Annotated in this window: 21 protein-coding genes; 8 read left to right on the plus strand and 13 right to left on the minus strand. The window is 70.2% G+C overall.

Annotated elements, in window-relative coordinates; all coding sequences use genetic code 11:
- Positions 1-13: 13 nt before the first annotated feature.
- From B0I32_RS03145 to B0I32_RS03165, 5 genes are read left to right on the plus strand one after another with little or no spacing between them, the layout of a single operon-like run.
- On the plus strand, positions 14-1321 hold the full coding sequence (locus tag B0I32_RS03145; protein WP_219911620.1) for a nucleotide sugar dehydrogenase: 1308 nt from the start codon (positions 14-16) through the stop codon (positions 1319-1321).
- Entirely contained in the window at positions 1314-2312 is a 999-nt protein-coding gene (locus B0I32_RS03150; protein ID WP_106234673.1) for an NAD-dependent epimerase/dehydratase family protein, read from the plus strand. The genes B0I32_RS03145 and B0I32_RS03150 overlap by 8 nt, the downstream gene beginning before the upstream one ends.
- Positions 2299-3474: a DegT/DnrJ/EryC1/StrS family aminotransferase gene (locus B0I32_RS03155; RefSeq protein ID WP_106234675.1), complete on the plus strand. Its 1176-nt coding sequence runs from the start codon at positions 2299-2301 to the stop codon at positions 3472-3474. Before B0I32_RS03150 ends, B0I32_RS03155 begins: the two co-directional genes overlap by 14 nt.
- A gap of 6 nt (positions 3475-3480) precedes the next feature.
- A complete protein-coding gene (locus B0I32_RS03160; protein WP_106234676.1) occupies positions 3481-5325 on the plus strand; it encodes a cellulase family glycosylhydrolase in 1845 nt (614 codons plus the stop codon).
- A complete protein-coding gene (locus B0I32_RS03165) occupies positions 5322-6359 on the plus strand; it encodes an alcohol dehydrogenase catalytic domain-containing protein (RefSeq protein ID WP_181306932.1) in 1038 nt (345 codons plus the stop codon). Before B0I32_RS03160 ends, B0I32_RS03165 begins: the two co-directional genes overlap by 4 nt.
- A 23-nt stretch (positions 6360-6382) precedes the next feature.
- Here the strand turns inward: B0I32_RS03165 and B0I32_RS03170 are convergent, their stop codons facing one another.
- From B0I32_RS03170 to B0I32_RS03215, 10 genes are all read right to left on the minus strand, one after another.
- The gene (locus B0I32_RS03170) at positions 6383-7729 is read right to left on the minus strand and encodes an MATE family efflux transporter (protein ID WP_106234679.1); all 1347 of its coding nucleotides are present in this window, start codon (positions 7727-7729) and stop codon (positions 6383-6385) included.
- A 71-nt stretch (positions 7730-7800) separates the two neighbouring features.
- A complete protein-coding gene (locus B0I32_RS03175; protein WP_106234681.1) occupies positions 7801-8670 on the minus strand; it encodes a hypothetical protein in 870 nt (289 codons plus the stop codon).
- 20 nt (positions 8671-8690) lie between these two features.
- The gene (locus B0I32_RS03180) at positions 8691-9629 is read right to left on the minus strand and encodes a 3-oxoacyl-[acyl-carrier-protein] synthase III C-terminal domain-containing protein (protein WP_106234683.1); all 939 of its coding nucleotides are present in this window, start codon (positions 9627-9629) and stop codon (positions 8691-8693) included.
- Complete coding sequence (locus B0I32_RS03185) at positions 9626-10702, minus strand: glycosyltransferase family 4 protein (RefSeq protein ID WP_106234684.1); 1077 nt, start codon at positions 10700-10702, stop codon at positions 9626-9628. The genes B0I32_RS03180 and B0I32_RS03185 overlap by 4 nt, the downstream gene beginning before the upstream one ends.
- Positions 10699-12183, minus strand: coding sequence for a class I adenylate-forming enzyme family protein (locus B0I32_RS03190; protein ID WP_106234686.1), 1485 nt, complete (start codon positions 12181-12183; stop codon positions 10699-10701). Before B0I32_RS03190 ends, B0I32_RS03185 begins: the two co-directional genes overlap by 4 nt.
- Positions 12180-14396 carry a beta-ketoacyl synthase N-terminal-like domain-containing protein gene (locus B0I32_RS03195; protein WP_181306934.1) on the minus strand — a complete coding sequence of 739 codons (2217 nt, stop codon included), beginning with the start codon at positions 14394-14396 and terminating at the stop codon, positions 12180-12182. Before B0I32_RS03195 ends, B0I32_RS03190 begins: the two co-directional genes overlap by 4 nt.
- Before the next feature lie 35 nt (positions 14397-14431).
- Positions 14432-15292 carry a cupin-like domain-containing protein gene (locus tag B0I32_RS03200; RefSeq protein ID WP_106234690.1) on the minus strand — a complete coding sequence of 287 codons (861 nt, stop codon included), beginning with the start codon at positions 15290-15292 and terminating at the stop codon, positions 14432-14434.
- Between the two features lie 15 nt (positions 15293-15307).
- Positions 15308-15685, minus strand: coding sequence for a holo-ACP synthase (gene acpS, locus B0I32_RS03205; protein ID WP_106234691.1), 378 nt, complete (start codon positions 15683-15685; stop codon positions 15308-15310).
- Positions 15686-15708: 23 nt separating this feature from the next.
- On the minus strand, positions 15709-15969 hold the full coding sequence (locus B0I32_RS03210; RefSeq protein ID WP_106234693.1) for an acyl carrier protein: 261 nt from the start codon (positions 15967-15969) through the stop codon (positions 15709-15711).
- The gene (locus B0I32_RS03215; protein WP_106234695.1) at positions 15969-17258 is read right to left on the minus strand and encodes a type III PLP-dependent enzyme; all 1290 of its coding nucleotides are present in this window, start codon (positions 17256-17258) and stop codon (positions 15969-15971) included. Before B0I32_RS03215 ends, B0I32_RS03210 begins: the two co-directional genes overlap by 1 nt.
- A 285-nt stretch (positions 17259-17543) precedes the next feature.
- Between B0I32_RS03215 and B0I32_RS03220 the strand changes: the two genes are divergently transcribed.
- Together B0I32_RS03220 and B0I32_RS03225 are read left to right on the plus strand one after the other, a co-directional pair.
- Positions 17544-18413: a 3-oxoacyl-[acyl-carrier-protein] synthase III C-terminal domain-containing protein gene (locus B0I32_RS03220; protein ID WP_219911621.1), complete on the plus strand. Its 870-nt coding sequence runs from the start codon at positions 17544-17546 to the stop codon at positions 18411-18413.
- A gap of 192 nt (positions 18414-18605) precedes the next feature.
- Complete coding sequence (locus B0I32_RS03225; protein ID WP_219911622.1) at positions 18606-19757, plus strand: DegT/DnrJ/EryC1/StrS family aminotransferase; 1152 nt, start codon at positions 18606-18608, stop codon at positions 19755-19757.
- Between the two features lie 49 nt (positions 19758-19806).
- On the opposite strand, the gene B0I32_RS03230 is transcribed toward B0I32_RS03225, so the two are convergent.
- The 3 genes from B0I32_RS03230 to B0I32_RS03240 all read right to left on the minus strand — a co-directional run bounded on the left by B0I32_RS03230 (position 19807) and on the right by B0I32_RS03240 (position 23900).
- Positions 19807-21258 carry a condensation domain-containing protein gene (locus tag B0I32_RS03230; protein WP_106234697.1) on the minus strand — a complete coding sequence of 484 codons (1452 nt, stop codon included), beginning with the start codon at positions 21256-21258 and terminating at the stop codon, positions 19807-19809.
- Between the two features lie 30 nt (positions 21259-21288).
- Positions 21289-22416, minus strand: a complete 1128-nt coding sequence (locus tag B0I32_RS03235) for a 3-dehydroquinate synthase family protein (protein WP_146178019.1) — start codon at positions 22414-22416, stop codon at positions 21289-21291.
- An 80-nt stretch (positions 22417-22496) separates the two neighbouring features.
- Positions 22497-23900: an aldehyde dehydrogenase family protein gene (locus tag B0I32_RS03240; RefSeq protein WP_245955525.1), complete on the minus strand. Its 1404-nt coding sequence runs from the start codon at positions 23898-23900 to the stop codon at positions 22497-22499.
- Between the two features lie 288 nt (positions 23901-24188).
- Between B0I32_RS03240 and B0I32_RS03245 the strand changes: the two genes are divergently transcribed.
- Entirely contained in the window at positions 24189-25526 is a 1338-nt protein-coding gene (locus B0I32_RS03245; RefSeq protein ID WP_106234700.1) for a preATP grasp domain-containing protein, read from the plus strand.
- Positions 25527-25528 lie beyond the last annotated feature (2 nt).

Raw genomic sequence — 25528 nt, forward strand, 5'->3', positions numbered from 1 at the left:
AGGCGAGGACATAGTGGTCGTCGAACCTGATGAGGACTCCGCGTACGTGGCGGTGATCGGCCTGGGATACGTGGGCCTGCCGCTCGCCGCGTCGCTCGCCGCGGCCGGCATCCGGGTGGTCGGGATCGACACTGACCCCCGCGTACGCGACGCCGCCCGAGCCGGTCGGCCCCTCCTGCGGGAGCCGGGCATACCCCGACTGCTCGCCGGTTTGGACGAAAGACAGCTCACCTTCCGCGAGAAGTTGCCGGACGAGCCGCCCCAAGCCGTCATCGTGTGCGTCGGCACCTCGCCGGACACCGAGAGCGACCAGCCCAACCTGCGGCATGTGGAAGCAGCCATCGACATGATCGCGCCGTCCGTCACCGACGACTGCGTCGTGATCGTCCGCAGCACCGTGCCGGTCGGCACCTGCCGCGAGGTCGTGCTGCCCCGGCTGCGGGCGCACACACCGAGGCCACTGCTCGCGTTCTGCCCCGAGCGCACCATCCAGGGAACCTCGCTCGCGGAACTGCACGCGCTGCCGCAGATCGTCGGCGGCCTCGACGAGCGGTCCGTCAAAGCGGCGAGCGAGTTGCTCGCTCCCGTCATGCCGGACCGGGTCACCGTCTCCAGCCTGGAGGCCGCCGAGCTGGTGAAGCTGGTGTGCAACGCGCACACCGACCTCATCTACGGCTTCGGCAACGAGATCGCCCTGATCGCGGAGGGCCACGCGCTCGACGCCAACGAGGTGATCGACGCCGCCAACCTGCGCTACCCGCGCCCGGACATCTCCCGGCCCGGCTACGTCGGCGGAAGCTGCCTCGTCAAGGATCCGTACATGCTGATGCGGGCGGCCCGGCAGGCCGGCCACCACGCCCCGATGGTTGCCGCGGCCCGGGAGATCAACGAATCGGTGCCGCGGCACGTGGTCGCCAGGGCCGTCACCGAGCTCGAGCGCCGCGGGCGCCCCCTCGCCGACGCCACCGTCCTGGTGTGTGGCATCGCCTACAAAGGACGGCCCGAGACCGACGACGTACGCGGCTCCGCCGCCGCCGTCGTCCAGGCCCAGCTGACCGGCCGGGTGGCGCGGCTGCTCGGCCACGACTTCGTCGTCGCGCCCGAGCGGATCGCCGCCATGGGGCTGCACCCCACGCCCCTGATGGACGGGCTGCGCAAGGCGGACGTGGTGCTGCTCCTGAGCGACCACCCGCGATACGTTCGCGACGACATCGCGGCAGCGCTGACCTCGGCCCCGGTGGTCTTCGACATGTGGGGGCTCTGGCAGGAGCCGCTCGCCGACGCGGCCGACATCGCGTACATGAGGCTGGGCCGTGGCTGAACACGCACTCATCACCGGCGGCGCCGGGTTCATCGGCGCTCATCTGGCGCGCAGGCTGCTCGACGAGGGCGCCGAGGTCACCCTGGTCGACGACTTCTCCCGAGGACAGCGCGACGCCACCTTCGCCGATCTTGAACGCCGTGCCCGGCTCGTCCGCCACGACCTGACCCGGCCGATCCCGGCCGAGGCCTTCCCGACACGTGTGGACACCGTCTACCACCTGGCCGCCGTCGTCGGCGTCCAGCGTACCCAGGACGACCCCGGGCGGGTCCTGCGCACCAATGTGCTGGCCGCGACCCACCTGTTCGACTGGTGCGACCTGACCCGTCCCGACACCGTGTTCCTCAGCTCCACCAGCGAATTCGCGGACGGTGCCGCACACCTGGGGGCGGCCACCTTCCCGACATCCGAGGAAGTGCCGTTCGTGCTGGCCGAGCCGCATGCGCCGCGGTCCAGCTACGCGCTGAGCAAGGCCGTCGCCGAGAGCATGCTGCTGTACCGCGCCGAACGGCTGCGCGTACGTATCGGGCGCTACTTCAACGTCTACGGACCGCGCATGGGCCACTCCCACGTCATCCCGCAGTTCGTTGACCGCGTCCTGGAGGGAGAGGACCCGTTCCGGGTCTACGGGGGCGAGCACACCCGCGCCTTCTGCCATGTCGACGACGCGGTGGCGGCCACCGTCGCCCTGACCCGGCTGCCGGACCCAGGGCCGGTGATCGCCAACATCGGCGACGACACACAGGAGATCCGGATCGCGGAACTGGCCCGGCTGCTGTTGCAGGTCGCCGGAGTCTCTCCGCGCCTCGAGATCCTGGGTGCCCCCGCGAACTCGCCGGCCCGCCGCCTGCCGGACCTGTCCAGGCTGCGCAGGCTCCTGCCCGGGCGCACTCCCGTGCCCCTGGAGAGCGGCCTGCGGCAAATGCTCGACTGGTACAAGGGGGAGCGTCGCGGCCCGTCCGCCGAAGGAGTCCCGCATGACGGTCAGTGAGACGCGGCGCGAGATCGCCTTCGCCGACAACACGATCGGCCGGCCCGAGATCGACGCCGTGACGGACGTCCTCACCTCCGGCTGGCTCTCCGCCGACCGGCGGACCCGCGTCTTCGAGGAGGAGTTCGCGGCCGCCACCGGGGCGCAGGACGCGGTCTTCGTCAGCAGCGGCACCGCGGCGCTGCACCTGGCGGTGCTCGCGCTCGGCCTGCGGCCGGGGGACGAGGTCATCATGCCGTCGCTGACCTTCGTGGCGGGAGCGGCGTGCTGCGCCCTGCACGGAGTCGTACCGGTCCTGGCCGACATCCACGGCGCACGGGACCTCACGGTGGACCCCGCCGACATCGAGCGGCTGATCACCGAGCGCACCAGGGCCATCGTGGTCATGCACTACGGGGGATACCCGGCCTCCGTCGCACAGGTCAGGGCCCTCGCCGACCGGCACGGGCTCCACCTGGTCGAGGATGCCGCGCACAGCCCGGTCGTCTCCACGCCCGACGGCGCACTCGGCACGGTCGGCGACATCGGCTGCTTCAGCTTTTTCGCCACCAAGAATCTGACCACCGGCGAGGGCGGCATGATCCTCGCCCGGGACGCCGAACTGCTGGCCCGCGTACGGTCGTTGCGCTCGCACTGCATCGACGGCTCCTCCCGAAGCCGTACGGCGAGCGGTTCCGCCGGATACGACGTCAGCGGTGTCGGCCTCAACTACCGGCCCACCGAGATGGCCGCCGCCCTCGGCTCGATACAGCTCGGCAGGCTCGCCGGCGACCGGTCCCGCCGCAGCGACCTGGTCTCCCTGTACCACGGCGGTCTGGCCGGGATCAGCGGGCTGGACGTGCCGTTCGCCGGACACCAGGGCGCCTCGGCCCACCATCTGCTGCCCGTGCTCCTGCCCGAGGGCAGCGACCGGGAACGGATCAGGCGGCGGCTGCGCGCGGCGGGAGTACCTACCTCCGTGCACTATCCGCCGACGCATCTGATGACGTACTACCGGGACGACCCGGACGGCCTGCGTGCCGACGCCATCCCGCGCGAACGGCTCGTACGTACCGAGTCGGTCGCACGCAGGCTGCTGTCGCTGCCGCTGCACGCCCGTCTCGGCGACGACGACGTGGCGTACGTCGTGGACCGGCTGGCCGACGTTCTCGCGGGGGAGTGAACCAGGGTGGAGATCACCACGACCGACCGCCGCCTTCACCGCGCCGGGCTCTCCTTCGTGGCGCTCGGTGTGGACCATCACCCCTCGGCCGCCGGCTGCCGCTGGTGGGTGGACTGGGACGAGGACGCCCTTCGGGCCGACTTCGCGCGCATGGCCGAAGCGGGCCTGAACTCGGTGCGGCTCTTCCTGTTCTGGCGCGACTTCATGCCCACGGAGCACGCGGTGGACTCCGAGATGCTCAACCGTCTGGACACCGCCGTCCGCGCGGCCGGAGAGGCGGGTCTGTCCTGCGTTCTGTCGCTTCTGACCATATGGATGAACGGCCAGCGCCTCGACCTGCCCTGGCGGCGGGGGCGCAGCGTGTGGCGCGATCCTGACCTGCTCGCCGCCGAGGAGGCGTACGCGCGAGCCGTGGCCAAGACCGCGCACGCCCACGGCAATGTCCTCGCCTACGACCTCGGCGACGAGTTGTGGAACATCGACGAGGCCGACACGCTCACCCTGACCAAGGAGGAGGTCGCCGGCTGGTACCGGCGGCTCGCCGACGCCCTTCGCGCGGAGGCGCCCGGCGCACTCGTCATGCAGGCCAACGACCCGTCGGCGGTGTTCGGCGGCGGCCCGTACGGCTGCGACAACCAGCGGGAGCTCGATCTGATCGCCCTGCACGGGTTCCCGCCGTGGGCCCCCGGCGGGATCGAGTCGACTCTGTCGTACAAGGCGACGAACCTGCCGTCGTTCCTGGCCGCCGTCGGCTCGGCCTACGGCCCGGTGCTCATCGACGAACTGGGCAGCTACGGCGTGCACAGCGGCACCGCCGCGTCCTTCCTCTCGGCGGCCACCGCGTCGGTCCTCGCCAACGGCGCCGCCGGAGTCTTCGTCTGGTGCTGGCAGGACATCGCGTCGGCGGCGGAGCCGTACCGGGAACGCCCGGCCGAGCGCTACGTCGGGCTGCACACCCTGGAGGGCACCCCGAAACCCACCATGGGCGCCTACCGGCGGATCCTCGACCACGCCAGCGTTCTCACGGCCGCGCGTGCGCCCGCCGCCACCGCCCTCATGCTGCCGCACCGTCTGCGCGGCCAGGGCGCGTCGTACCTGGACGGTGCGGGCAGCGCGGTCGCCGCCTTCCACTCCTATCTCCTGCTCAAGCGGGCCCACGTGGACGCCGACGTGGTCACCTCCGCGGGACTCGACCACGACCGGCACGACCTCGTCATGTGCCCGGCCGCGGACCGGCTCACCCTCGACGACCTCGACGCGCTGCGGGCCCACGCCGAGCGCGGCGCCACCGTCTACCTCTCCCTCGGCGACCATCTGCACGGGCTGCCCGGAGCCGACCTCGTCGGGGCCGAGATCGTCGACTTCCGGCTCGGGGACGACGGTAAGAGCGCGCTGTGCTGGGACGACGAGCGATGGCCACTTCGATGGGATCCCGCGGCGATGAAACCCACCACCATGGCCGCCACCACCGGCCGGGTCCTCGCGAGCTACCCCGACGGGTCGCCCGCCCTCGTCGAGCAGGCCGTCGGCCGGGGCCGCGTGCTGTTCACCAACGCACCGCTGGAGTGCCAGTTCGGCGCACCCGGACTGCTCACGTCGAGCGGATGGCACCTCTTCTACGCACGCATCGCCGAGATCGCCCACGTGCGGCCCGCGGTGCGCTGCGAGGAGCCCGACCTGGAGATCGTGAGCGGCCGCGACGGCGGGCTTGTCGTCGTCAACCATGGTGAACGCCCCATCTCGGCGCAGCTGTCGGCCGCCGGCACACGCCACGCCGTCTCGCTCGGAGCCAAGGAATGGACGGTCCTGGGCCGACGGCTCCCGAGTCACGGAAGGAAGTCCGCGTCATGAAGGCAGTCGTCTACCACGGGCCCGGGAAGGTCGCAGTCGAAGAGCTGCCACAACCCCGGCTCGCCGGGCCCCGGGACGCGATCGTCAAAGTGCACCGCACGGCTCTGTGCGGCACCGACCTGCACCCCTACCGGGGCGAGACACCCTCGTTCGAGTCCGGCACGGTGCTCGGGCACGAGTTCGCCGGCACGGTCGCCGAGGCGGGCCCCCTGGTACCGTTCGCGCCCGGACAGCGGGTGTTCGCCTCCGACATCGTCGCCTGCGGCTCGTGTGCGTCCTGCGCGCACGGCATGCACTACCAATGCGTGTCGGTCGGCCTGTTCGGTTCCTCCACCCTGGTGGGTCCCGCGATCGCGGGCGGCCAGGCCGAATACGTCCGCGTCCCGTTCGCGGACGTCGTTCTGTGCGCCACGCCTGACGGTGTCTCCGACGAGCAGGCACTGTTCGTCGGAGACGTCCTGAGCACGGCGTACGCGGCGGTGATGGGCGCGCGGGTGCGACCGGGCGACGTCGTGGCGGTGGTCGGGGCGGGACCGGTCGGCGTCCTCGCGGCGGCCTGCGCCCGGCTCGCCGGGGCCGCCGAAGTCGTCCTGGCCGACAGCGACGCCGGGCGGCGCGCAGGCTTCACCGGTCCAGGACGGATCGTCGCCCCCACGCAACTCGCCCATGTGACGGCCGAGTTGACCGGAGGCTGGGGAGCGCATGCCGTGATCGAGGCCGTGGGGACACCGGCTGCCCTGTCCACCGCCGTCGGGGCCGCGGCCCCCCGGGCCACCATCGCCGCGGTCGGCGTGCACCATGCCGACGCCTCTTTCCCCGCGGGCACCGCCTTCGCCCGGGAGCTGACGGTGCGCTTCGTCGTAGGCGACCCGATCGACATCCGCGAGCCGGTGCTCGCGCTGCTGCGCCACAAGCGCCTGGACCCGTCCGAGCTGATCAGTCACCGGCTGCCGCTGTCCGCGGCCGCCGACGCCTACGACCTGTTCGACCGCCGCGAAGCCTTCAAGGTCGTCCTCGCTCCGTCCGAAGGGTGACCCTGGTCAACTCCGACCTCGGATCACGTGACAGCCGTCCGTGCGCTTCCCCCGGCTGACAGTTTCCGAATGTGCCGCAGGGCGACGACCGGCACGCTCACACCGATCAGGTTGCAGTAGGCCACCGAGGCGTAGAAGCTGTCCACCGTGCCGGTGGCGTGGGTCGCGGCGGTGCTGACCACGACGATCAGGCCGAAGTAGATGGCGTTGAGCACGATCGCCCGGAGGCCGCCGCCGGTTTCCTCCATGACGGTCAGCGACATGAGTACCGGGCCCTGGACGGCGTAGGTGAGCGCCACGGCGCCCAGGTAGGCGCCGGCCTCCACGGCCACCCCGGCGTCCCCGCTGACCAGGCGTGCCAGTGGCGCGTGCACCGACCACACCAGCAACGCGATCACCACGTAGGCCATGACGGTGACCTCGACGCCGCCGCGCATCGACGCACGTATGCGCGCCCAGTCGCCCGACCCGCGCTGCTGGTTGATGGTGATCGCGGTGGCCGTGCCGAGGACCATTCCCGGCAGCAGCACGAGGTTCTGCATGGTGGACACGACCGTGAAACCGGCCACGGCGTCCGGCCCGTAGTTCCCGAGGACGCCGATGACCGCGAGGTTGTACGCGGAGATCACGAAGAACGACATCGCGATGGGCACGCCGATGCGGCGCAGGTCGGTGAGGACTTCGCGCCGCCAGACCAGAGCGGCCGGCGGATGCCACAGTTCGGTGCGGCGCAGCAGGACCAACCCCATGGCCAGGCCGGCCACACCCGCCGTCGCCTCGGCTATCGGGACCGCCGCGATCCCGATGTCGGTGCCGAGCCCGAGACCGGCCACGAGGCCGATCCGTACGCCCGCCGTGAAGACGACCAGCAGGGTAGCGTGCCGCACATACCCGTAGCCGCGCAGGCTCGACGCGCAGAGTTCCGGCCCGATGGTCAGCAGCCCGGCGGCGCTGGTCCAGCGCAGGAAGGAGACGAACGCGTCCCGCTGCCCGGCGTCCACCTGGAAGAACCCGGCCAGCAGGGGAGCAGCGATCATGAGAACCAGGAACAGGGCGGCGCCGAGCCCGAGCCAGACCCTGGCCAGGCTGGCGGCGTTCGCCATGACGTCCCGCGGACGCCCGGCCCCCTTGCCGATCGCGGCGGCCACCTGGTTGGCGACTGCGAAGCCCACGGTCACGGCGAGGATGACGAGGCTGACCGGCTGATACAGGGAGCGGATATAGATGACGTCGCCCCCCATACGCCCCAGGATGGCCACGATGCCGAGCTGGACGGCGAAATTGAGGGACTCGGCCACGAAGAGCGGGACGGCGAGGCCCGAAATGGTGCGCCAGACGCTCCTTCTCTCCTGCGTGGTCAGGAACGGCATACGGGCCTCCGGGAGCGCGACGGCTGGGGGTGAAGAGGACTCACGGGACGCTAGCAAGATTCATCGAGGAATCACCATGGGAAGCGCCTGATTGAGGTCGCTGCCGTGTCGAGCCGGCACAGGCTGAGGTATCCGAGGTGCGGGTCGTAGTCCGCCAGGACGATCTTCCGGTCCGACGTCTCCGGGAGGCCGGCGCAGTGCTCCGAGAGCGTGACCCACAGCCCGGTGCACGGCAGTCCGGCAGGGACGGGCAGAACGTCCGCGCTGACACCGGCCTTCGCCCAGTACGGGGCGAAGGCCGGTCGGCAGATCGCGGTGACCGCCCCCGCCTCCTCCACCTCAGTCCGCAGCAGGGTGACGACGTCGGATGCCGACACCCCGGCGTGCTGACGGACCCTGGGGGCGCCGAGTGCGCCGTCGCGGTCGAGGACGAGCGCCACGGCCATGTCGCGGGTGGGACGGATGTCCTCGGGGATCGGCGGCCCCCGCCACACGGTCGCCTGGTCCATCACGAGGACGAGCGCACGTCCGTGGGAACCCGCGGGCAGAGTGGTCGCGGTGAGCCGGAGCGCGGTGAACGCGCCTGCGGCGCCTTGGTCGGAGATCGCGAACACCGTGTCGATGCCGTCGAGCGCATGCTCCAGGAACGGCATGGGAAAGCCGGGCTCCGCGTCAGGAGTGGAGCTGGCGAGCACCGCCGCGTCGAACCCTTCGGCAAGCGGCCCGAGCCGGCCGAGCATCGGCCCGGTCATGTCGTGGAAGGTGGTCCGGCGACCCGCGAGGTACGCATCCTCCCACGGGAGCCCGAACAGCTCCCACAGATGGCCGAAATAGGTGCGGTCCAGCTCGTTGAAGGCGCTCAGCCCGTCGAAGGCGCAGTGGTCGATGTGGGCAAGGCGCAGGTCCGCCCCGATGCCGTCCGGCTTCGGTCCGATGTACACCGCGTGGCCTTCCTTCCGGTTCAGTGCTCGAAGACCATGGCCGAGAATGTGGCGCCCAGGCCGACCGCGGTCATCAGGTAGCGGTCGCCGGGCGTGAGCCTGCCGTCCGCGCGGGCCGAGCAGTAGTTGATGAAGGCGTCGGCGCCGAAGCAGTGCCCGAGTTTGGAGAGGTTGTCCAGGTAGAGGCGGTCAAGGTTCTTGAGTCCCAGGCCCTTGATCACCTTGCGCCAGGACAGCTGATTGACGTGGTGCGGCAGAATGAGGCGGATGTCGTCGATGGTCAGGCCCGCGTGGTCGAGGGCGGCGGTGATGACCTCGACGAGCACGTCGGGGTAACGCACCGCCCATCTCTCGTGATCCTCGTCCGTCATCCGGGAGCCGCGGTAGAACTCGCCGCAGATGCGGGAGGCGTAACCGAGCATCCGGTCCCTGCCGGTGTCGCCCGCCCGGACCAGGAGCGCCACCACGCCCTCGCCCATCACGGCCGTCGCCCCGAGGACACGCGCGTCGTCGGTGAAGGTCTTCTCCCCGGCGAAGACCAGGGCGAGAGCGTCCGGATCACCGTCCTGCGCGAGCATCCGCCCCGCCAGTTCGACGCAGACCAGTACGGAGGCGCAGGCCTGCTGGCTGACGGAGAACGCCGGCGCGTGCGTCAGGCCGAGAGCCGCGCGGGCCTCGTGCAGCGGGTTGACCGGGTACGGTGCGGACACCGGCATGGTCTTCGCCTGGAGCACGTAGCGCACCCGGTGCTCCTGGCCGCGCAGCTCCGTCAACCCCCGCCCAGCGGCGATGAGGTGCTCCGCCATGCTCCGGTCGTGATCCACCCGGATCTCGGAGAACCCGTAGTACAGACGGTAGTGCCTGATTTCCTGGTCGCTGTGTCCAAAAGCACGCAAGCGTCCGGCGACCGGTTCGCTGTGCCGGGGCAGATGGACCGCGACGGCTTCGAGGGAGGTCACCGTTCGCCTCGCTGTGCCCGGCCGTCGCGGGCCCCGGGAAACGCGTTCTCGACCACGGCTGCCACGTGCGGCCAGTTCATTCCGTCCCGTATCCGGGTCAGTCCGGCCGCACCGAGGTCCGTACGCAGGTCCTCGCTGTGCAGCAACCGCAGGACCGCGGCCGCGACATCGCCGGCCGTCAGGTCGCACACCAGCCCGTCGACGTCGGCTCGCACCACGTCCTCCACCCCGGCGAATCGCCCGGACACCACCGGCTTGCCGCAGGACCATGCCTCCGCGAACACCAGCGGGAAGACATCCGCGCAGGAGGGCAGGCAGAGCAGGTCACAGGCGGCCAGCGCGTCGTGTTTGCCGCTCTCGTCGAGCAGGCCGAGGTCGAGGATCCGCTCGTCCCGGTGGCGGGCGAAGACGCTTTGGTCCGCCCTCCCGCCCGACGGCCCACCGAAGGCGAGAACCGTCTCCGGAAGTGCTCGCCAGATCAACGGGGCTGCTTCGAGCAGGAGGTGATACCCCTTTGACGGAATCCTGCGCCCCAGGAACAGCACCAGCGGCCCGGTCACCGAATGCCGGTCCAGGAACGCCGCGCCGTCACCGGCCCCGATCAGATCCGGGGCCTGCGGGATGTGGCGGATACGCGAGGTGGGCACGCCGAAGTCGGCCAGGAGCGCCGCCTCCGACGGGGTCAGAGTGAACACGGCACGGGCCGCACCGCACAAGCGGCGCCCCAGCCGGTGATCCGGCCAGGTACCGGGGGCGGAGGCGGGTGTCAGCAGGAACTCCGCCCCGCTCTCGCGGGCCAGCTCGTATCCGAGGGCGGCGTATTCCGCCGACGCGAGGTCGTACACGTGCACCACATCGGGACGCCGCCAGTCCGGGCTCGCGCCGAGCTGCTCTCGGGTCCTGAACCGGACCGGCAGATCGTCGGACGATCCGGGCGGGCGCGCGGAATCGGTGAGAACCGCCACCTCGTGCCCGCGTCGGACGAGCGCGGCGGCGGTGCGCCATGCCATCCGCAGGCCACCGGTGGTCTCACTGTTCGGGTAGCCGGCGAAGACGGTGAGGACCCGGCTCATGCTTCGTCCTCCTTGACACCGGCGGCGGCCCGAAGAGCGGAGATGTCGACCTTTCCCAGCGCGGAGCGGGGGAGAGCGCGCAGGAGATGAACGTGGTGGGGCACCTCGTGGGCGGCAAGCCGCTCGCGGCACAGTGCGATCACCTCGCCGGCCAGTCCGGCACCGCCCCGGGGCCCGGCCACGACGGCGGCGTGGACCGTCTGCTCGCCACGCTCCTCGACACCGAAGACGTGCACGTCGGCCACGTCGGGGTGGTCGCCGACAAGGCGCGCGACCCGCTGCGGGTTGACCTTCTTGCCGCCCACGTTGATGAAGGTCTGCTTGCGGCCCAGCAGGAACACCTCGGACGTGTCCGAGATACGCACCAGGTCGCCGGTTTCGTAGAGACCGGGGCCGGGTCCAGGGCCCCCGTCGGAGTATCCGGTGAACATCGTCGAGGTTCGGACCGCGAGCCGATGACCGGATCCGCCGGATTCGTCCCCGGGCGTGTCCGGCAGCAACTCCCATTGCACGCCCGGCGCGAACACCCCCACCGATCTCGGCTGCCAGGTCTCCCTGCTGCCGTCCTGGCAGGCGACGAGCCCGGTCTCGGTGCTTCCGTAGACCTGGTACACCGGCACTCCGCACAGCCGCCGCACGGCATCCGCCGTCTCCTGCGGCAGTGGGCCGCCCGACGACAGCAGGAGCCGCAGCCCCGGCGCGTGCGCCTCGGTTCCCCAGGCGCGGACCAGCATCGAGTACAGCAGCGGCGTGCCGAGCACCACGGACGCGCCGTCGGCCAGAGCTCGCACGAGCCGGCCGGCCGAGAACTTCGGCATGGTCAGGACTTGAGCGCCGGCTCTCAGCCCGGCGAACAGACCCCCGATGAGCCCGAACGAGTGCGCTACAGGGACGGGCAGCAGGATCCGGTCCGCCGGGCCGTACCCATGGATGCTCCGGTACAGCTCGCCTCCCCTGACCGCGGCCCGCATCGGCTGCCGTGCGAGCCGCGGCTCGGACGTCGAACCGGAGGTCAGCAGCAGGAGGCCGGGGCTCGCCGAGCCGGATCCGGCGGGCGGGGTCGGCGACGTCGCGGGGCCGGGTGCGAGCAGGTCGTCATAGGTCAGCTCCGTCGGACCCGTCGGCGCGGGCACCGCCGACGACTCCGGTCTGATCAGGGTCCGCGCACCGGCGGACCAGATCACCGACCGCTCGTCGCGCAGGTGCGAATTGCCCGCCTCGACCACGACGACGTCGACCGCCGCCGCGAGGAGGCCGAGCAGTACGGCGATGCTGCTGCGGCTGCCGTCCAGTACGGCGATCACGGCCGGCCGCAGGCGCTCCGCGTGACGCGCCACCCGCATGACCTCGGCCCGCAGCTCGGCGCCCGACGTCGTCGCCGTCCCCTCCGCGGTCAGCTCACCGAGCACAGGGCGTTCGGCGGCCCGTGCGTCCTCCCGGCTCAGTAGCGCGGCGACCGCCCGCATGGCCTGGTCCGTCACCGTTCACCCGGCTCCGGCGTCGGCGCCGGAACGTGTCCGGCGGCCGTCGCCCGCTCGACGTGGCCGGCCAGGCCCGCCAGCGACAGATGGCCGGACAGGACGGCGTCCACGGCCTCGTCGAGGTCGATCTCGTACGTGTCCAGCAGGTCGCCGACGAGCTGGACCAGGGAGATCGAGTCGAAGCCGAGCGTGACCAGGTCCACGTCGACATCGATCTCCCGCTCCGGGACCCGGAGGAAGCGGGTGGCGAGGCCGCGCAGTTCACGCTCGATCGCGAGCCGTGACGGGGCCGGCTCCTCCGTCGGCGCGCGGCCGGACGGAGCGGCGCCCGATCCCACCGTCACGGACGGCGACGGTACCGGGTCCGGGGCCTGTGCGAACGGGAGCCAGTACCGCTTCTTCTCGAAGGGATAGCGCGGCAGCGTCACCGGGAAGGGTCGCGGGCCTAGCCACAGGGGGCTCCAGTCGACGACCGAGCCCTGCGTCCACAGCCGCGCCAGGTGCGCCAGCTCCCGGTACTCGCGGGTCCGGGCGACGACCGGCTCGGCATTCCCGCCGTCGGCACGGTGCGGCACGGCTGTGTCGTGGCAGACCCGGGGCACGTCGTCGCCGCGCACGAAGGAACGCAGCCCGGCCAGCACCTCCTCAGTGCTCCTCGCCAGCACCGCCAGGCGCACCGGCATCTCCTTGCGGCGCAGCGCGGCCATGTACGTGAGCGCGCGTAGTCCGGGCGCGTCGGCGCGGGCCAGCAGCTCCGCGGTGCGCTCGGCGATGACGCGCAGGTGCGGGAGGGTCCGGGCCGAGAGCAGAAACACGTCCTCCTCGCCGTCGCCGTCGCCGTCGGCGTCCGCGGTCGCTCCGGAGCGGCGGCGTTCGTCCGGGTACTCCTCGACGATGACGTGGGCGCCGGCTCCGCCGGACCCGAACGAGCTGACACCCCCGCGCCGGGGCGTGCCCGGCTCGCTGATCCACTCGGTCAGCTGGGTGGGGAAGTAGAAACGACCCGATTCGGTGTCGATCATCGGGTTGACCTTGTCGAGATGGACGCAGGGGGCGATCTGACGGTGCCGGAGCTGAAGCAGGAGTTTGGTCAGGCCGGCGATTCCCGCGGCGCCTTCGAGGTGCCCGATGTTCGCCTTCACCGAGCCGACGGCGCATCGCAGGCGTCCAGCGGTGCCGTTGTCCGTGCCGTTCGCTGTGCCGTTCCCCGTGCCGTTCGCCGTGCCGTCGGCGCGAGGAGTGAGCGCGGCGTTGAGCCCTGCCGTTTCGAGGGGGTCACCCAGCTTGGTGCCCGTGCCGTGCGCTTCGATGTAGCCGATGGACTGCGGCGCCATCCCCGCCCGGCGTATCGCCTCGGTGATGAGATCGGCCTGTGCCGTGGGGTTCGGGACGGTGAAACCGGAGCGGCGGCCCGCGGAGTTGACGAAACTCGCCTTGATCACGCCCCATATCTCGTCGTTGTCGGCCTCGGCGTCCGCGAGTGACTTCAGGAGAACGGCGCCCACTCCTTCGCCGGGCACGAAGCCGTTGGCCCCGGCGTCGAACGCCCGGCACCGCCCCTCGGGTGAGAGCATGCTCCTGGAGGCCAGTCCGGCCAGGTGAGCGGGATGCAGGATGAGGTTGGCCCCGCCCGCGATGGCCATCCGGCATTCACCGTTGCGGATGCTCTGACAGGCCAGGTGCACGGCGGTGAGCGAGGAGGAGCAGGCGGAGCCGACCGCGTAACTCGGCCCCTGGAAGTCGCAGTGGTACGAGACCATGTTGGCCAGTCGCCACGCTGTCGAATCGGCGCTGGTCAACCGCCCTGTGTTCCAGCCCGTGGCAGCGATCCGGCCGTACGTCTCGTACATGAGGCCGACGAACACCCCGGTCGATCTCTCGTGGGTGGCCGTCCCCAGGTAGCCGGTCTCCTCGAGCAGGCTCCAGACCACCTCGAGGAAGAGGCGTTCCTGCGGGTCCATGATCTCGGCGTCGCTCGGCAGGACGTCGAAGAACGCGGCGTCGAACCCCGCGACATCGTCCAGGAAAGCACCCCACTTGCCATAGCTCTTCTGGTCGCGCCCGCGGCGCTCGTCATGGTGGGTGCGCCAGTCCCATCGTTCCTCAGGTATCTCGACCACGCGATCGGCGCCCGTGCGCAGCGTCTCCCACAGGCCGGCCATGTCGGTCGAGCCGGGGTAGTAGCCGCCGACACCGACCACAGCGATGTCCAAGGGGCTTTCGACACGTTCCGACTCTGGACCCGGCATCATGCGTACCCCTCTGAACGATGCTGTCTGCGGAAGTACTTGACGGTTGGATCCGCCGAACCGCCGGAGTCCAGATACTTCGCGAACCGGTCGGCGTTCACCGCGTGGACGAAATTCCAGGTCACGGAGACGCTGGCGGACAGGGCGACGGCCGCGTGGTACCAGCCGGCGGGGATGAAGATGGCGTCGCCCGGCTGAAGTGTCACGTCCAGCGCGGGTTCGACGGAGTTCCACAGCGGGAACCGGGCGGTGTCCGGCCGGTCGAGGTCGACGACGCCCGCGCCGTCGCTCAGCGCCTTCCCCGCTGCCGGGGGGTAGAGCACGAAACGTTTCTCGCCGGTGATCTGGCAGAGGCAGGCGTCGCTGGCCCATGGGTCCACGTGCAGGCGAGTCCGCCCGCCGGCCGCGCAGAGGAAGAGTCCCTTGGCCGGGAAGCTGTCCTTCGTCGGATCGGCGTTCTCCTTGATGGCCGGGAACACGTAGTCGTCCGACGGCAGCCAGGAAGGTGCCGCCCAGTCGCCCTTCAGTTCCGCGAACGCGTCGTCCGCGCAGATCATCTGGAAGTTGCGCTGCCTCGCGTACCAACGCATGTACGGCACCGGCTCACCGTCGGCCACGCCGTCCGCCATCGCGGAGATGTACTCCTCGAAGCGCACGACCCGCTGCATCTCGAACAGGGAGTCGAAGACCGGAACGCGGCAGGCCCCGAAGCGCCGGGCCAGCTCGCCCAGGTCCCACGGCGGGGGCTGCGGCCACCACTGCCGGCACCAGCCCCTGCTGACGAGAGGCTGATTCGCGGCGAGATGGCCCGCGATGAATTCCGCGCTGCTCATGCCGGCGGGCGACGTGTTACCGGCCATCCGATGGCCCTCCGTTCATTTCCGCGTTTCGGCGACCGCGAAGGCCACCACGAGATCCGCCTGATGGGTGAGGGTCACCACCACCTCGTCCAGCTCCAGCGCATCGGCGATCGTCCGGGCGCCTCGGTGCAGCGTGACGACGGGTCTTCCCCAGGGGTCACCGAGCACTTCGATGTCCCGCCAGTGAATGCCCTGCCCGAACCCCCGGCCGAGGACCTTGCACGTCGCCTCCTTGGCGCAGAAACGCCCTGCGAGGCGCTCCACCCGGCGCTCCGGCCGAAGCCCCACGGTCTGGGCGAGCTCGCCCTCGGTGAAGAGCAGGGAGCAGTAGCGGGCGCGCCGCGCTATGGGCACGAATCGATGGATGGCCAGCAGATCGACACCTGTCCGCACACCAGATCCCTCCCAGGGCGCCTTCAGGACACCGCACCCAGAGCCTCGGCTCCCACGAAGTCGGCCAGGGTGGCGACGGTGCTGAAGACCTCCGGTTCCAGTTCGTCCAGGTCGACTTCCAGGCCGATGCTGTCCTCCAGGGCCATCATCAGCTCGACGACGTTGGTGGAATCCAGACCGAGGTCCTCCACGAGGCGGGCGTCCGCGTCGAGTTCGGGGATCTCCCGGTCGAGGACGACGGAGAGTGCGACGCGGATGTGCTCGACGGTCTGCTCGCGGTTCATCAGCCCTCATCTCTCGTGCTCGTCGGTGCCGGGGTCCGGGCGTACAGGTGCTGCTGGCGCAACAGGTCATCCGGCAGATCGCGGCTGCGCACGAGATGAGCCGCGCCGTCCCGGACGAGTACCTCCGCGGGGAAGCCGTGGCTCAGGAACCGGCCAGGCGAGGCCGAAGGGCCGTAGGCGCCGGATCTGGCGATGCCCAGCAGGTCACCTTCCCGGAGCGGCGGCAGGACGGCACCCTTGAGCAGGGTGTCGTTAGGCGTGCAGAGCGGACCGGTGATGGTCCAGGGCCGAGGCGCGCCGTCGTCGTGCGGACGGTTGAGCAGGGCCACCGGGAAGTTCCGCTTGGTGTACGAGCCGATGCCCACCGCGGCCATGTGATGGTTGCTGCCGCCGTCCGCGACGGCGAACCATTTGCCCATGGACTCCTTCACATAACGCACCGACACCACGTAGACACCGGCGCGCGCGGTCAGGAAGCGCCCCGATTCCATCAGCAGGCGTGTACCGGGGTGGGTGCGCGCGAACTCCTCGATCAGGGGGTTGACGCACTCGGCCACCCGCTTCTCGTCGAGGTCCTCCTCGCCGTCGAAGTAGGCGACGCCCAGTCCGCCGCCGATGTCCACGGCCTCCAGCGGGATCCCGGTGGCGGCCGCCACCCGGTCCGCCAGATCCAGGATGTAGCGGGTATTCCTCCCGATGATGTCGGGATCGAGGATCCGGGTGCCCATGTACACGTGGATGCCCGCCGGTTCGGCGTTCCGCCAGCGCGACGACAGGTCTCCGGCCGCGAGCACCAGCGCTTCGTCGATCCCGAACTGCAGCGGCCGCCCGCCCATGGTCAGGCGCGACCCGCGGACCGTGAAGGCCGGATTGATCCGCAGCAGGACGCGCTGACGGACTCCGCGCTCGCCGGCGAGCCGGTCGATCCGGTCCACTTCGTCGAAGGACTCGGCGACGATGGCGTAGACGCCGGCCTCCAGGCAGGCGGCCAGCTCGTCGTCGCTCTTGCCGGGGCCGAGGAAGATGATGTCTCGCGCTTCGGCGCCGGCCAGGAGCGCGGTGCGCAGTTCGACCAGCGACGACACCTCGGCCCGCGCGCCGCCCTCGAGGAGTGTGGCGAACACGCTGATGTTCGGGTTCGACTTGAGCGAGAAGAAGGCTTCAAGGGCGGGGTGCAGCGCCCCGGACAGGGCGGAAAGGGTGCGCAGCAGGACATCGCCGTCGTAGACGTAGAGCGGCGTGCCGAAGCGTTCGACCAGCTCCGTGTATTCGATTCCCTGGATGTTCATAGGCTCTCAGGTCGGTGGACTCGTGCCGCCCGGCGGGGGCCGCGACTACGGTCATGCTCGGTCTGCTCCCCCTCGGGGGCAAGGCTTGGGCGGGCGCTCCACGGACCTGCCCGAAGGGCCAGGGGTGAATGCCAGATTCCCAACAGCGCCCAGGCGGCTGAAAAATCGGGCCCGGTAGCCCGGCACGCCGGCGGCAGGAGCGGAGGGACAACAGGTGACGACCGATGCGGATCCCGAGCATGCCCCGGCCACCGTGAGGGGGTCGTCCTGACCGCCATCGTCGAGGTGTCGAGACATGTTCCCCGGCAGCGGATCGGAATCGAGGAGCTGGGGGCCCGACTGGGCCTGACGCCGTCGCGCGTACGCCTCTACGAACGCCTGTTCGGGCTCAAGTGGTTTCCCTACGAAACCGGCTCCACCGCAACGGACCTCATGCTGGCGTCGGCGTCGGGTCTGACCCAGCTCCGCGAGCGGGAGAAGGACATTCACTATGTCGTCCTGGGGCGTGCGATCGAGTTCGCCTCCCCGTACCCGTCGATGCATGTGCAGGAGGTCGTGCGGTCGCTGTCCCTGGAACACACGACGGCATTCACGGTGACGCAGCATTCCTGCGCGACCGGCCTGCTCGCCGTGTCACTCGCCGGACGGCTGCTGGCCGCCGACCCGGATCCCCGGGCGCTCGCGCTGGTCCTCACGGGCGAGAAGGCGTTCTCGCCGACGGTTCAGCTCCTGTCGGACATCACCATCAACAGCGAGGGCACGGCGGCGGCACTGATCGCGTCCTCCGCCGACCACGACAGTCTGATCGGGTCCGCCACCAAGATCTACGGACGACGCGGTGACTACGTTCCCGCACTGGCGCAGATCATTCTGGATGCGGTCGATTCGGCGAAACTGACGTTGGACGACATCGCCTTGATATTGCCGCACAATGTCAACCGGTTCACCTGGAAAAAGGTCTGCGCGCTCCTCGGCATACCGCTCGACCGAGTCTTCCTCGACAACGTGCCGACCATGGGACACAGCTTCTGCGCGGACGCCTTCTTGAACTATCTGGACGCTCGTGACGGTGGACGCCTGAATCACGGCGATCGGTACGTCATGGCCGCCGCCGGCCTCGGCGGCACCTATTCGGCCATGGTGTTCGCACACTGACGGAGGTGAGCCGCCATGCGTCGGCGGGCGACGGGAATGGAGAACATGATGCCAGACGAAGTACACCCTGCGCCCGCCCGTCCGGCGCCGGACACGCTGGCGATCGCGGGGAGTTCCCCCGTCCGTCCACCGAACCGACCGTGGCCCAGATGGCCGCAGCCCGCCGAGAACGCCCCGGATCTGTTGGCCTCCGTGCTCGCCGGCGGCCGCTGGGCGATCAGCGGACCGGCCACGGGCAGCGAACCCTACGAACGTGCTTTCGGCCGCAGGTTCGCCGAGTACGTGGGCACGCGCCACTGCGTACCGGTGGACCATGGCTCCAGCGCCCTGGTCACCGCACTGGAAACTCTCCGGCTGCCCTACGGGTCCACGGTCCTCGTACCGGCGCTCACCTGGGTCGCGAGCGCCAGCGCGGTCTTCCGCGCCGGCCTCGTGCCGATACTGGTCGACGTCGACCCCGAGACGGGCTGTGTCGGCCCGGACAACATCGCACCGGAAGCGGATACGGGCGCCCTGATCGCTGTTCACTGGGCCTGCGCCATGGCGGACATCCCGGGGATTCGCGAGATCACCGATCCCCTGGGCATCGCCGTCATCGAGGATGCGGCCCAGGCGCACGGCGCCCAGTGGCTCGGGAAGCAGGCCGGATCGCTGGGCCGGATCGGCTGCTTCAGCATGCAGCACTCGAAAGTGCTCACCGCGGGCGAGGGTGGCGCCGTGGTCACCGATGACGACGCGCTGGCCGCGCTCCTTGAGGAACTGCGCGCGGACTCCCGGCGGTACGCCGACGGTCAGTCGACGGCCATGGGCCTCGACCTCGTGGAGAGCGCGACCCTGATGGGAGCCAACTTCTGTCTCAGTGAGTTCGGCGCGGCGGTCCTGTGCGCCCAGCTCGGCATCCTCGACGAGCAGCACGCGATACGCAACGCCAATTACCTCCTGCTCGGGAAGCTGCTCGCGGACGTGCCCGGTGTGCGGCTGCTGAACCACCGCGAGGAACAGACCCGGCTCTCCCTCTACGAGGTACCGCTGATCTTCGATCCGCTGCCGGACGGGGTGACGGCGCAGCAGATCGCCGACGCGCTCACCGCCGAGCTGCACACGCGTTTCTATCCTCCGCGGGCGCCCCTCAATCGCAGCACGCTGCTGCGGCCGTGGACGAAGCCGAGCCTCGCGCACCTCGCCGGGCGCTTCGTCGCCGAGCACCGTACCCGGAGCTATCCGCACGCCGAGCACCTGGTCGCGCACACCGTGCTCGCCCATCACAGCAGCTTTCTGGGGGACGAGCGCGACATGGCCGACATCGCCGACGCGGTGGCGAAGGTCCTGATCGCGTACCAGTGATCCGGCGGGCCGTGCGCATCGTCCGGTGCGAGGTCGGTGTCGTGCCGGGTCAGTTCTGGTGGAGCTGTATTCGGCCGACGGGCAGGTCCGGGCGCTCCACGATGTGTCCCACGGTCTGGCGATAGTCCCGGGCGAGACCGGCAGCCACGTCCGCCTCGAAGAAGCAGGGGTTGTAGGTGACCGTACCGCCGGTGCGTGCGCGGTTCACCGAGATGGAGGGCGCCCCACGCTTCATCCACAGCTCCAGGTCGCCGGCCGGGGGCATGAGAGGACCGTTCACAGGGACGCCAGTGGGGCAGAACATGTCCGGACGGCTGATGGAGAGATCGCCGACCCGGTCGTCCTCCTGGAACCTCGGTGGGTCCGCCTGGAACCAGGAGTCGAAGAGGTGGAGGAACGGCCAGGGCCGCTCCTTCTCGAAATCCGGGTGGACGGCGCGCGCGATGCGTTTGAAGGACCACCCTCTGGTGGTCTCGCGCTTGAGGCGCTCATGGGTTTCCGTCACGACGTCACGCAGGGGAACGTCCGCCCGCGCCGCGGACAGGAGGTACACATTGGTGGTGAACTGCCCCATGGACTGGGCGGCCCCGTCCGTCTTTCCCCTGGCCAGGGTGACGGTGCCGATGCGCAGGCCGTCGAGGCCCGTGCGCAGCCGCAGACAGACCTGATAGGCGGCGAGAAGCACGACGAACGGGGTGGTTCTCAACCGCCAGGCCAGGCGCCGTACCCCGGTGGAGATGCCGTCCTCGAAGGAAAAGGCATACGAGGCCTCCGCGACCATGTCGGCGCCGGAACGTTCGCCGCGCTGTGCCCTGGTGGGAAACAGAATTCCGGGGCGAGCCAGACCCAGGTCCGCCGTCCGGCGGTCTCCTGTGGTGGAATCCTGCGCGATGCGTTGCAGCTCCGCCAACTCGCGGAACGCGACTGCCGTGGAGACTCCCGGAGCGGCCGGGCCTGTCTGATCCGTCTGGGAAAGGTCGCCTCGCCGGATGCTGTAAAGCCTCATCAGGTCGCTGAAGAAGACGCTGAGGGACCGTCCGTCGCAGACGAGGTGAGAGAAGCCGGCCACGACAAGGTGCCGTTCCGGCGCGAGGCGCACGAGGTGGACGGACCACAGTGGCGCCTTGCGGAAATCGAAGACCTGCGCGGACGATTCCCGTATCAACCGCGCGACCGGTCCCAGCTGCTTCTCCTCCGAGAGATCCGAGAGGTCGACGAACGACACCACCGGCCGCACATCGTGCCGGATCCGCAGAAGCGGGTCCCGGCCCAGTTCGGCGAACTCGATCCGGAGAGCATCGTGTCGCCCCGCGACATCGTCGATGGCGTCGTACAACGCCTCCAGGTGGACCTGCCCCTCCAGCAACCTGAAGTCGCAGACGTTGAACCGCTCGGCACCTGGATCGTCGGGCGAGAAGTAGTGGATGAATTCCCAGATCGCTTCCTGGCTCGGAGCGAGTGGAAGCAACTCCGTGTCGGAGCGCACAGATTCTTCCTGCATCGTGTTTCCTCCGGTCGGATCCCGAACGGATCAGGGTGCGGCCACCGTGCTCAGGGCTGTCATCACGGTGTCCAGGGGAACAGCCACCAGGGGATGACCGCTGGCGGCCAGGACCGGTTCGGCGACGCCCTTCAGCAGCACCATCGGCACCTCGTCGGGGGCACACTGCACATAGCCCCGCTTGTTGTCCGCCGCGAGCACCTGGCGCAGTCGCGCGAAGTCCAAGCCGCCCAGCCGCGAGCGGGGGTCCGGCAACCCCAGGTGGGACACGATCTCGCGGTGATGGGCCACCTCGGCCTCGTCCATGTACCCGAGCGACCTGCTGACCTCCGCCGCGACGAGCATCCCCCAGGCCACCGCTTCGCCGTGGCGGATGACTCCGTTGGAGACGAACTCGACGGTGTGGCCCGCCGTATGCCCGTACTCGAAGATGAGTGCTTCCTTACGTTCCTTCGGATCGGCGCGCAGCAGCGGCTCCTTGGTGTCGATCCCGATGCGCATGAGGCTCAACAGCGCGTCCGGCGCGGCTTCTTCGCCGAGCCGGCCGAGGGAGCGCAGCAGCAAGGTCTCGTGCTCAGGAGTGGCGATCAGGACGTTCTTCACCATTTCGGCCAGCCCGTTGACCAAGCCGCTCCGTGGTCCCGTCGTCAGCCATTCGAGATCGCAGGCGATGGCGGTCGGGCGTGCATAGCAGCCACAGAGGTTCTTTCCCCGGGGCAGGTTGACCGCTTGCTTGAGCGACAGCACCGAGTCGAAGGCGGCCACGGATGTCGTGGGCAGGTGGGCGAAGCGCACTCCCCGGTAGATGAGGGAGGCGGCGAGGCCGGCGATGTTCCCGGTCAGTCCACCACCCATCGCGAGGAAGAAGGATTCCCGCGTGAGTCGCCGGTCGACCGCGAAATCGATCACGGACTGCACGGCACCGAGCGTCTTGTTGCGCTCCTCGGCGTCGAGGAAGTACACGTGCATGGTCATGTACTCGGCAAGCCGGTCGACGATGTCCTCGGCGAACTTCGCCACCGCCCGGTCGGCTATCAGCAGGCCCGCGTCAGCGTTCTTGAACTCGGCGGCGAGTGCGTTGACGAGATCATCCGCACAGCCGAAACCGTAAAAATAGGGAATGGGTTCGTCACCCACAACGACACTACGCTCGAACACGGGCCGTCCCGATTCCTTCCGTGAGCACGTATACCGATGAGAAGGGCTGTTGCCGGCAGAACGTTCAGGTGGACGGCACACTACGGCCGAGCGATATTGCGGACCTTGATGCGGGCGTATTCGAGGAGCCCCCAGTAGCCGTACTCCGTGCCCATGCCGGAGGACCGGTAACCGCCGAACGGCGCCTCGGCCCGCAGTGCTCCATGGGTGTTGATCCAGACCGTCCCGCAGTCGAGCCCGGTGGCCACCGACACGGCGTGCTCCTCGTCGCCCCAGACGGAGCCGCCGAGGCCGAACTCGGTGCCGTTGGCCCGGCCCACGGCCTCCTCCACCGTGTCGTAGGCGAACACCGGCAGAACGGGGGCGAACTGCTCCTCCGCTTCCAGCCGGGTGCCGCGGGGCAGACCGGTCACCACCGTCGGCGTAAGGAAGTGGCCGGGCAGGTCCGGTGTCCGGGAGCCTGGGAAGACCCGCGCACCGGCGGCACGGGCCTCCGCGACCAGGGCCGTCGCCCGATCGAGCTGGGCCCGGCTGACCAGCGGGCCGTACTCGGTGCCCGTCAGCAGCCCGTCGCCCAGCCGGGCGGCGGCCGCCAGATCGGCCAGGGCCGAGGTGAGCTGATCGGCATCGGGCGCGGGAACGTAGATCCGTTTGATCGCGGCGCAGAATTGGCCGTTGTTCACCATGGCGGCGGCGAAGATGCGGGGCGCGATCGCGGTGACGTCGGCGCCCGGCAGGACGAGGCAGGCGTCATTGCCACCGAGCTCAAGGACGACGCGCTTGAAGTTGTCCGCGGCGGAGCGTGCGATCGCCCGGCCGGCCGGCACCGACCCGGTGAACGAGACCAGGCCGATCTCCGGATGTTCGGTCAGTGCCGCCCCGGTGGCAGGACCGCCGCAGAGCGAGTTGCAGACCCCGGCGGGGAGCACCTCGCCGAGCAGCTCCGTCATCCGCAGGCTGGCCAGCGGCGTGACCTCGGAGGGCTTCAGGACGACGGTGTTGCCGGCCAGCAGAGCCGGAGCGACCTTGGTGACCGCCAGGATCAGCGGAAAATTCGACGGCGCCACCGCCGCGACCGCCCCGTAAGGGACGTGCTCCATGGACACCAGGGCTCCGGGCTCGTTGACCAGGTCCTCGCTGGGCAGCGCGAGAGCGGCGGTGTGCCCGAACCAGTCGGCGGCCAGAGTGGCCTCGCCGCGCGCGTCGGCGAGCGGCTTGCCCTGTTCGAGCGTCAGCAGCCGGGCGAGCTCGTCGACGTGCCGGTGCAGCAGCGTGCGGCAGTCCCGCAGTAGCTGGGCCCGCTCGGCGAACGACAGGGCCGACCAGCCGGGGAAGGCGGCGACGGCTGCGTCCACCGCACGATCGACGTCCTGCGCCGAGGCGGCCGGCGCGCGCGCGAACTCCTTCGCCCAGGCCGGGTTCTCGACAGGCAGCGTCGCCGCCCCGCGGGTGACCCGACCACCGATGGTCATGCCGACGTCCACGACTACCTCCCTGCTTCGCCTCGGTACCGGTGGTGCCTAGACCGGTGCACAGCCGGGAGACCGGTGCGCAGCCGGGGAGACCGGTGCGCAGCCGGGAGACCGGTACACAGCCGGGCGGCCGGTTTCGAGTCTTGGTCAAGTCCGGTCCGGCGGGCAGCCCCACTTTGCGGTATGGCCGTTGGTCCAGCCTCCTGGGCGCCCATCCGCGCCTTGGCGGGCCAGGGCGCCCAGCGGCATCGTTGCCCATGCTCCGCGCGCGCCGCTGGCCAGGACCGAAAGAGGGACAGGATGGATTTCGCTGGACGGCTCAAGCGAGACCTGGTCGGCCGCTCCGAAGCGCGTTTCGTCTATCTGAACAACTTCGAGGTGGAGCGCAGCTGGTCCGTCGGTGAACCCAAGCTGCCAGGGGCCGGCATCGCCTTCGCCGGTGTCACGGTCAACCGGATGGAGGAGATGGGGGTCCTGCTCGCCGCGGCGGAGGACACGGTCGTCCTCAAGGCACCCATGGACCAGGAGTACGCCGCCTATCTGTCCAGGGTCGGCGCGGCCGCCGGGCAGGTGGTGTGGGCGGAGAGCAGCGAGCCTGCGCGTACCGTCACCGAGGACGCGCTGGCGTCCCCGCAGCTGATCGAGACGCTCCGGGGTCTCGCGGACGGGAACACCTATCTGATGCCGCTTGGGGTCTCGCCCGCCGAGGAGCGCCTGGCGGTGCGCACCGGACTGCCCTTGGCCGGCCCGGGCGCGGAGGTCTGCAAGGCGGTCAACGGCAAGGTCTACAGCCGCCGCCTGGCCGATGCCGCCGGACTGACCGTCGTGCCGGGCGAGGTCTGCGAGACCGTCGGCGAGCTGTCCGGCGCCCTCGCGCGGCAACTCGCCGGTGCCGGCCGGGCGGTGGTGAAGGAGTCGTACGGGGTATCCGGTCGCGGCATGGTCCTGGTCCCGGACGAGCGGGCGGCGGCACGACTGGTGCGCCGGCTCGGCCGGCGCGGCGAGCAGAGCCGGGCCGACCTCGTGGTCGAGTCCTGGATCGAGCGCGCGGAGGACCTCAACTACCAGTTCATCGTGAGCAGAGCGGGTGACGTCCGGTTCCTGACGGTGAAGGCTGCGGTGCTGCGGAACGGGGTGCACCAGGGCCACCGCTTCCCGGTGGACCTGCCCGCGGTGACGACGGCCGAACTCCACCGAGCCGCGGGGCTGATCGGCCGGCAACTGCACGCCGACGGGTATGCCGGACTGGTCGGTGTGGACGCCCTGCTCGGCCCCGACGGCACCCTGTACCCCTGCCTGGAGATCAACGCCCGTTTCAACATGTCGACCTACCAGAACCGTATCGCCGAGCGGTTCATCCCCGAGGGCCGGCATGGGATCGCGGCGACGATCGAGCTGAGACCGTCCCGGGCCCACGGCTTCGGCGAGATCGCCGACGCCCTGGGGGATGTGCTCTTCGACGGCGGCGGGACCTCGGGTGTGCTGGTCAACAACTTCGCCACGCTCAACGCGGCGGCCGTCGCCGAAGGGCCTTTCCGCGGCCGGATATACGTGGTCTGTGTGGCCGAGAGCCCGGACGAGGCGCTGTCCCTGCGGGCCGAGACCGAGCTGAGACTGAGGAAGCTGGCGGAGTCCTGAGA

This window comes from Nonomuraea fuscirosea (assembly GCF_003001935.1).
Lineage (GTDB): Bacteria > Actinomycetota > Actinomycetes > Streptosporangiales > Streptosporangiaceae > Nonomuraea > Nonomuraea fuscirosea.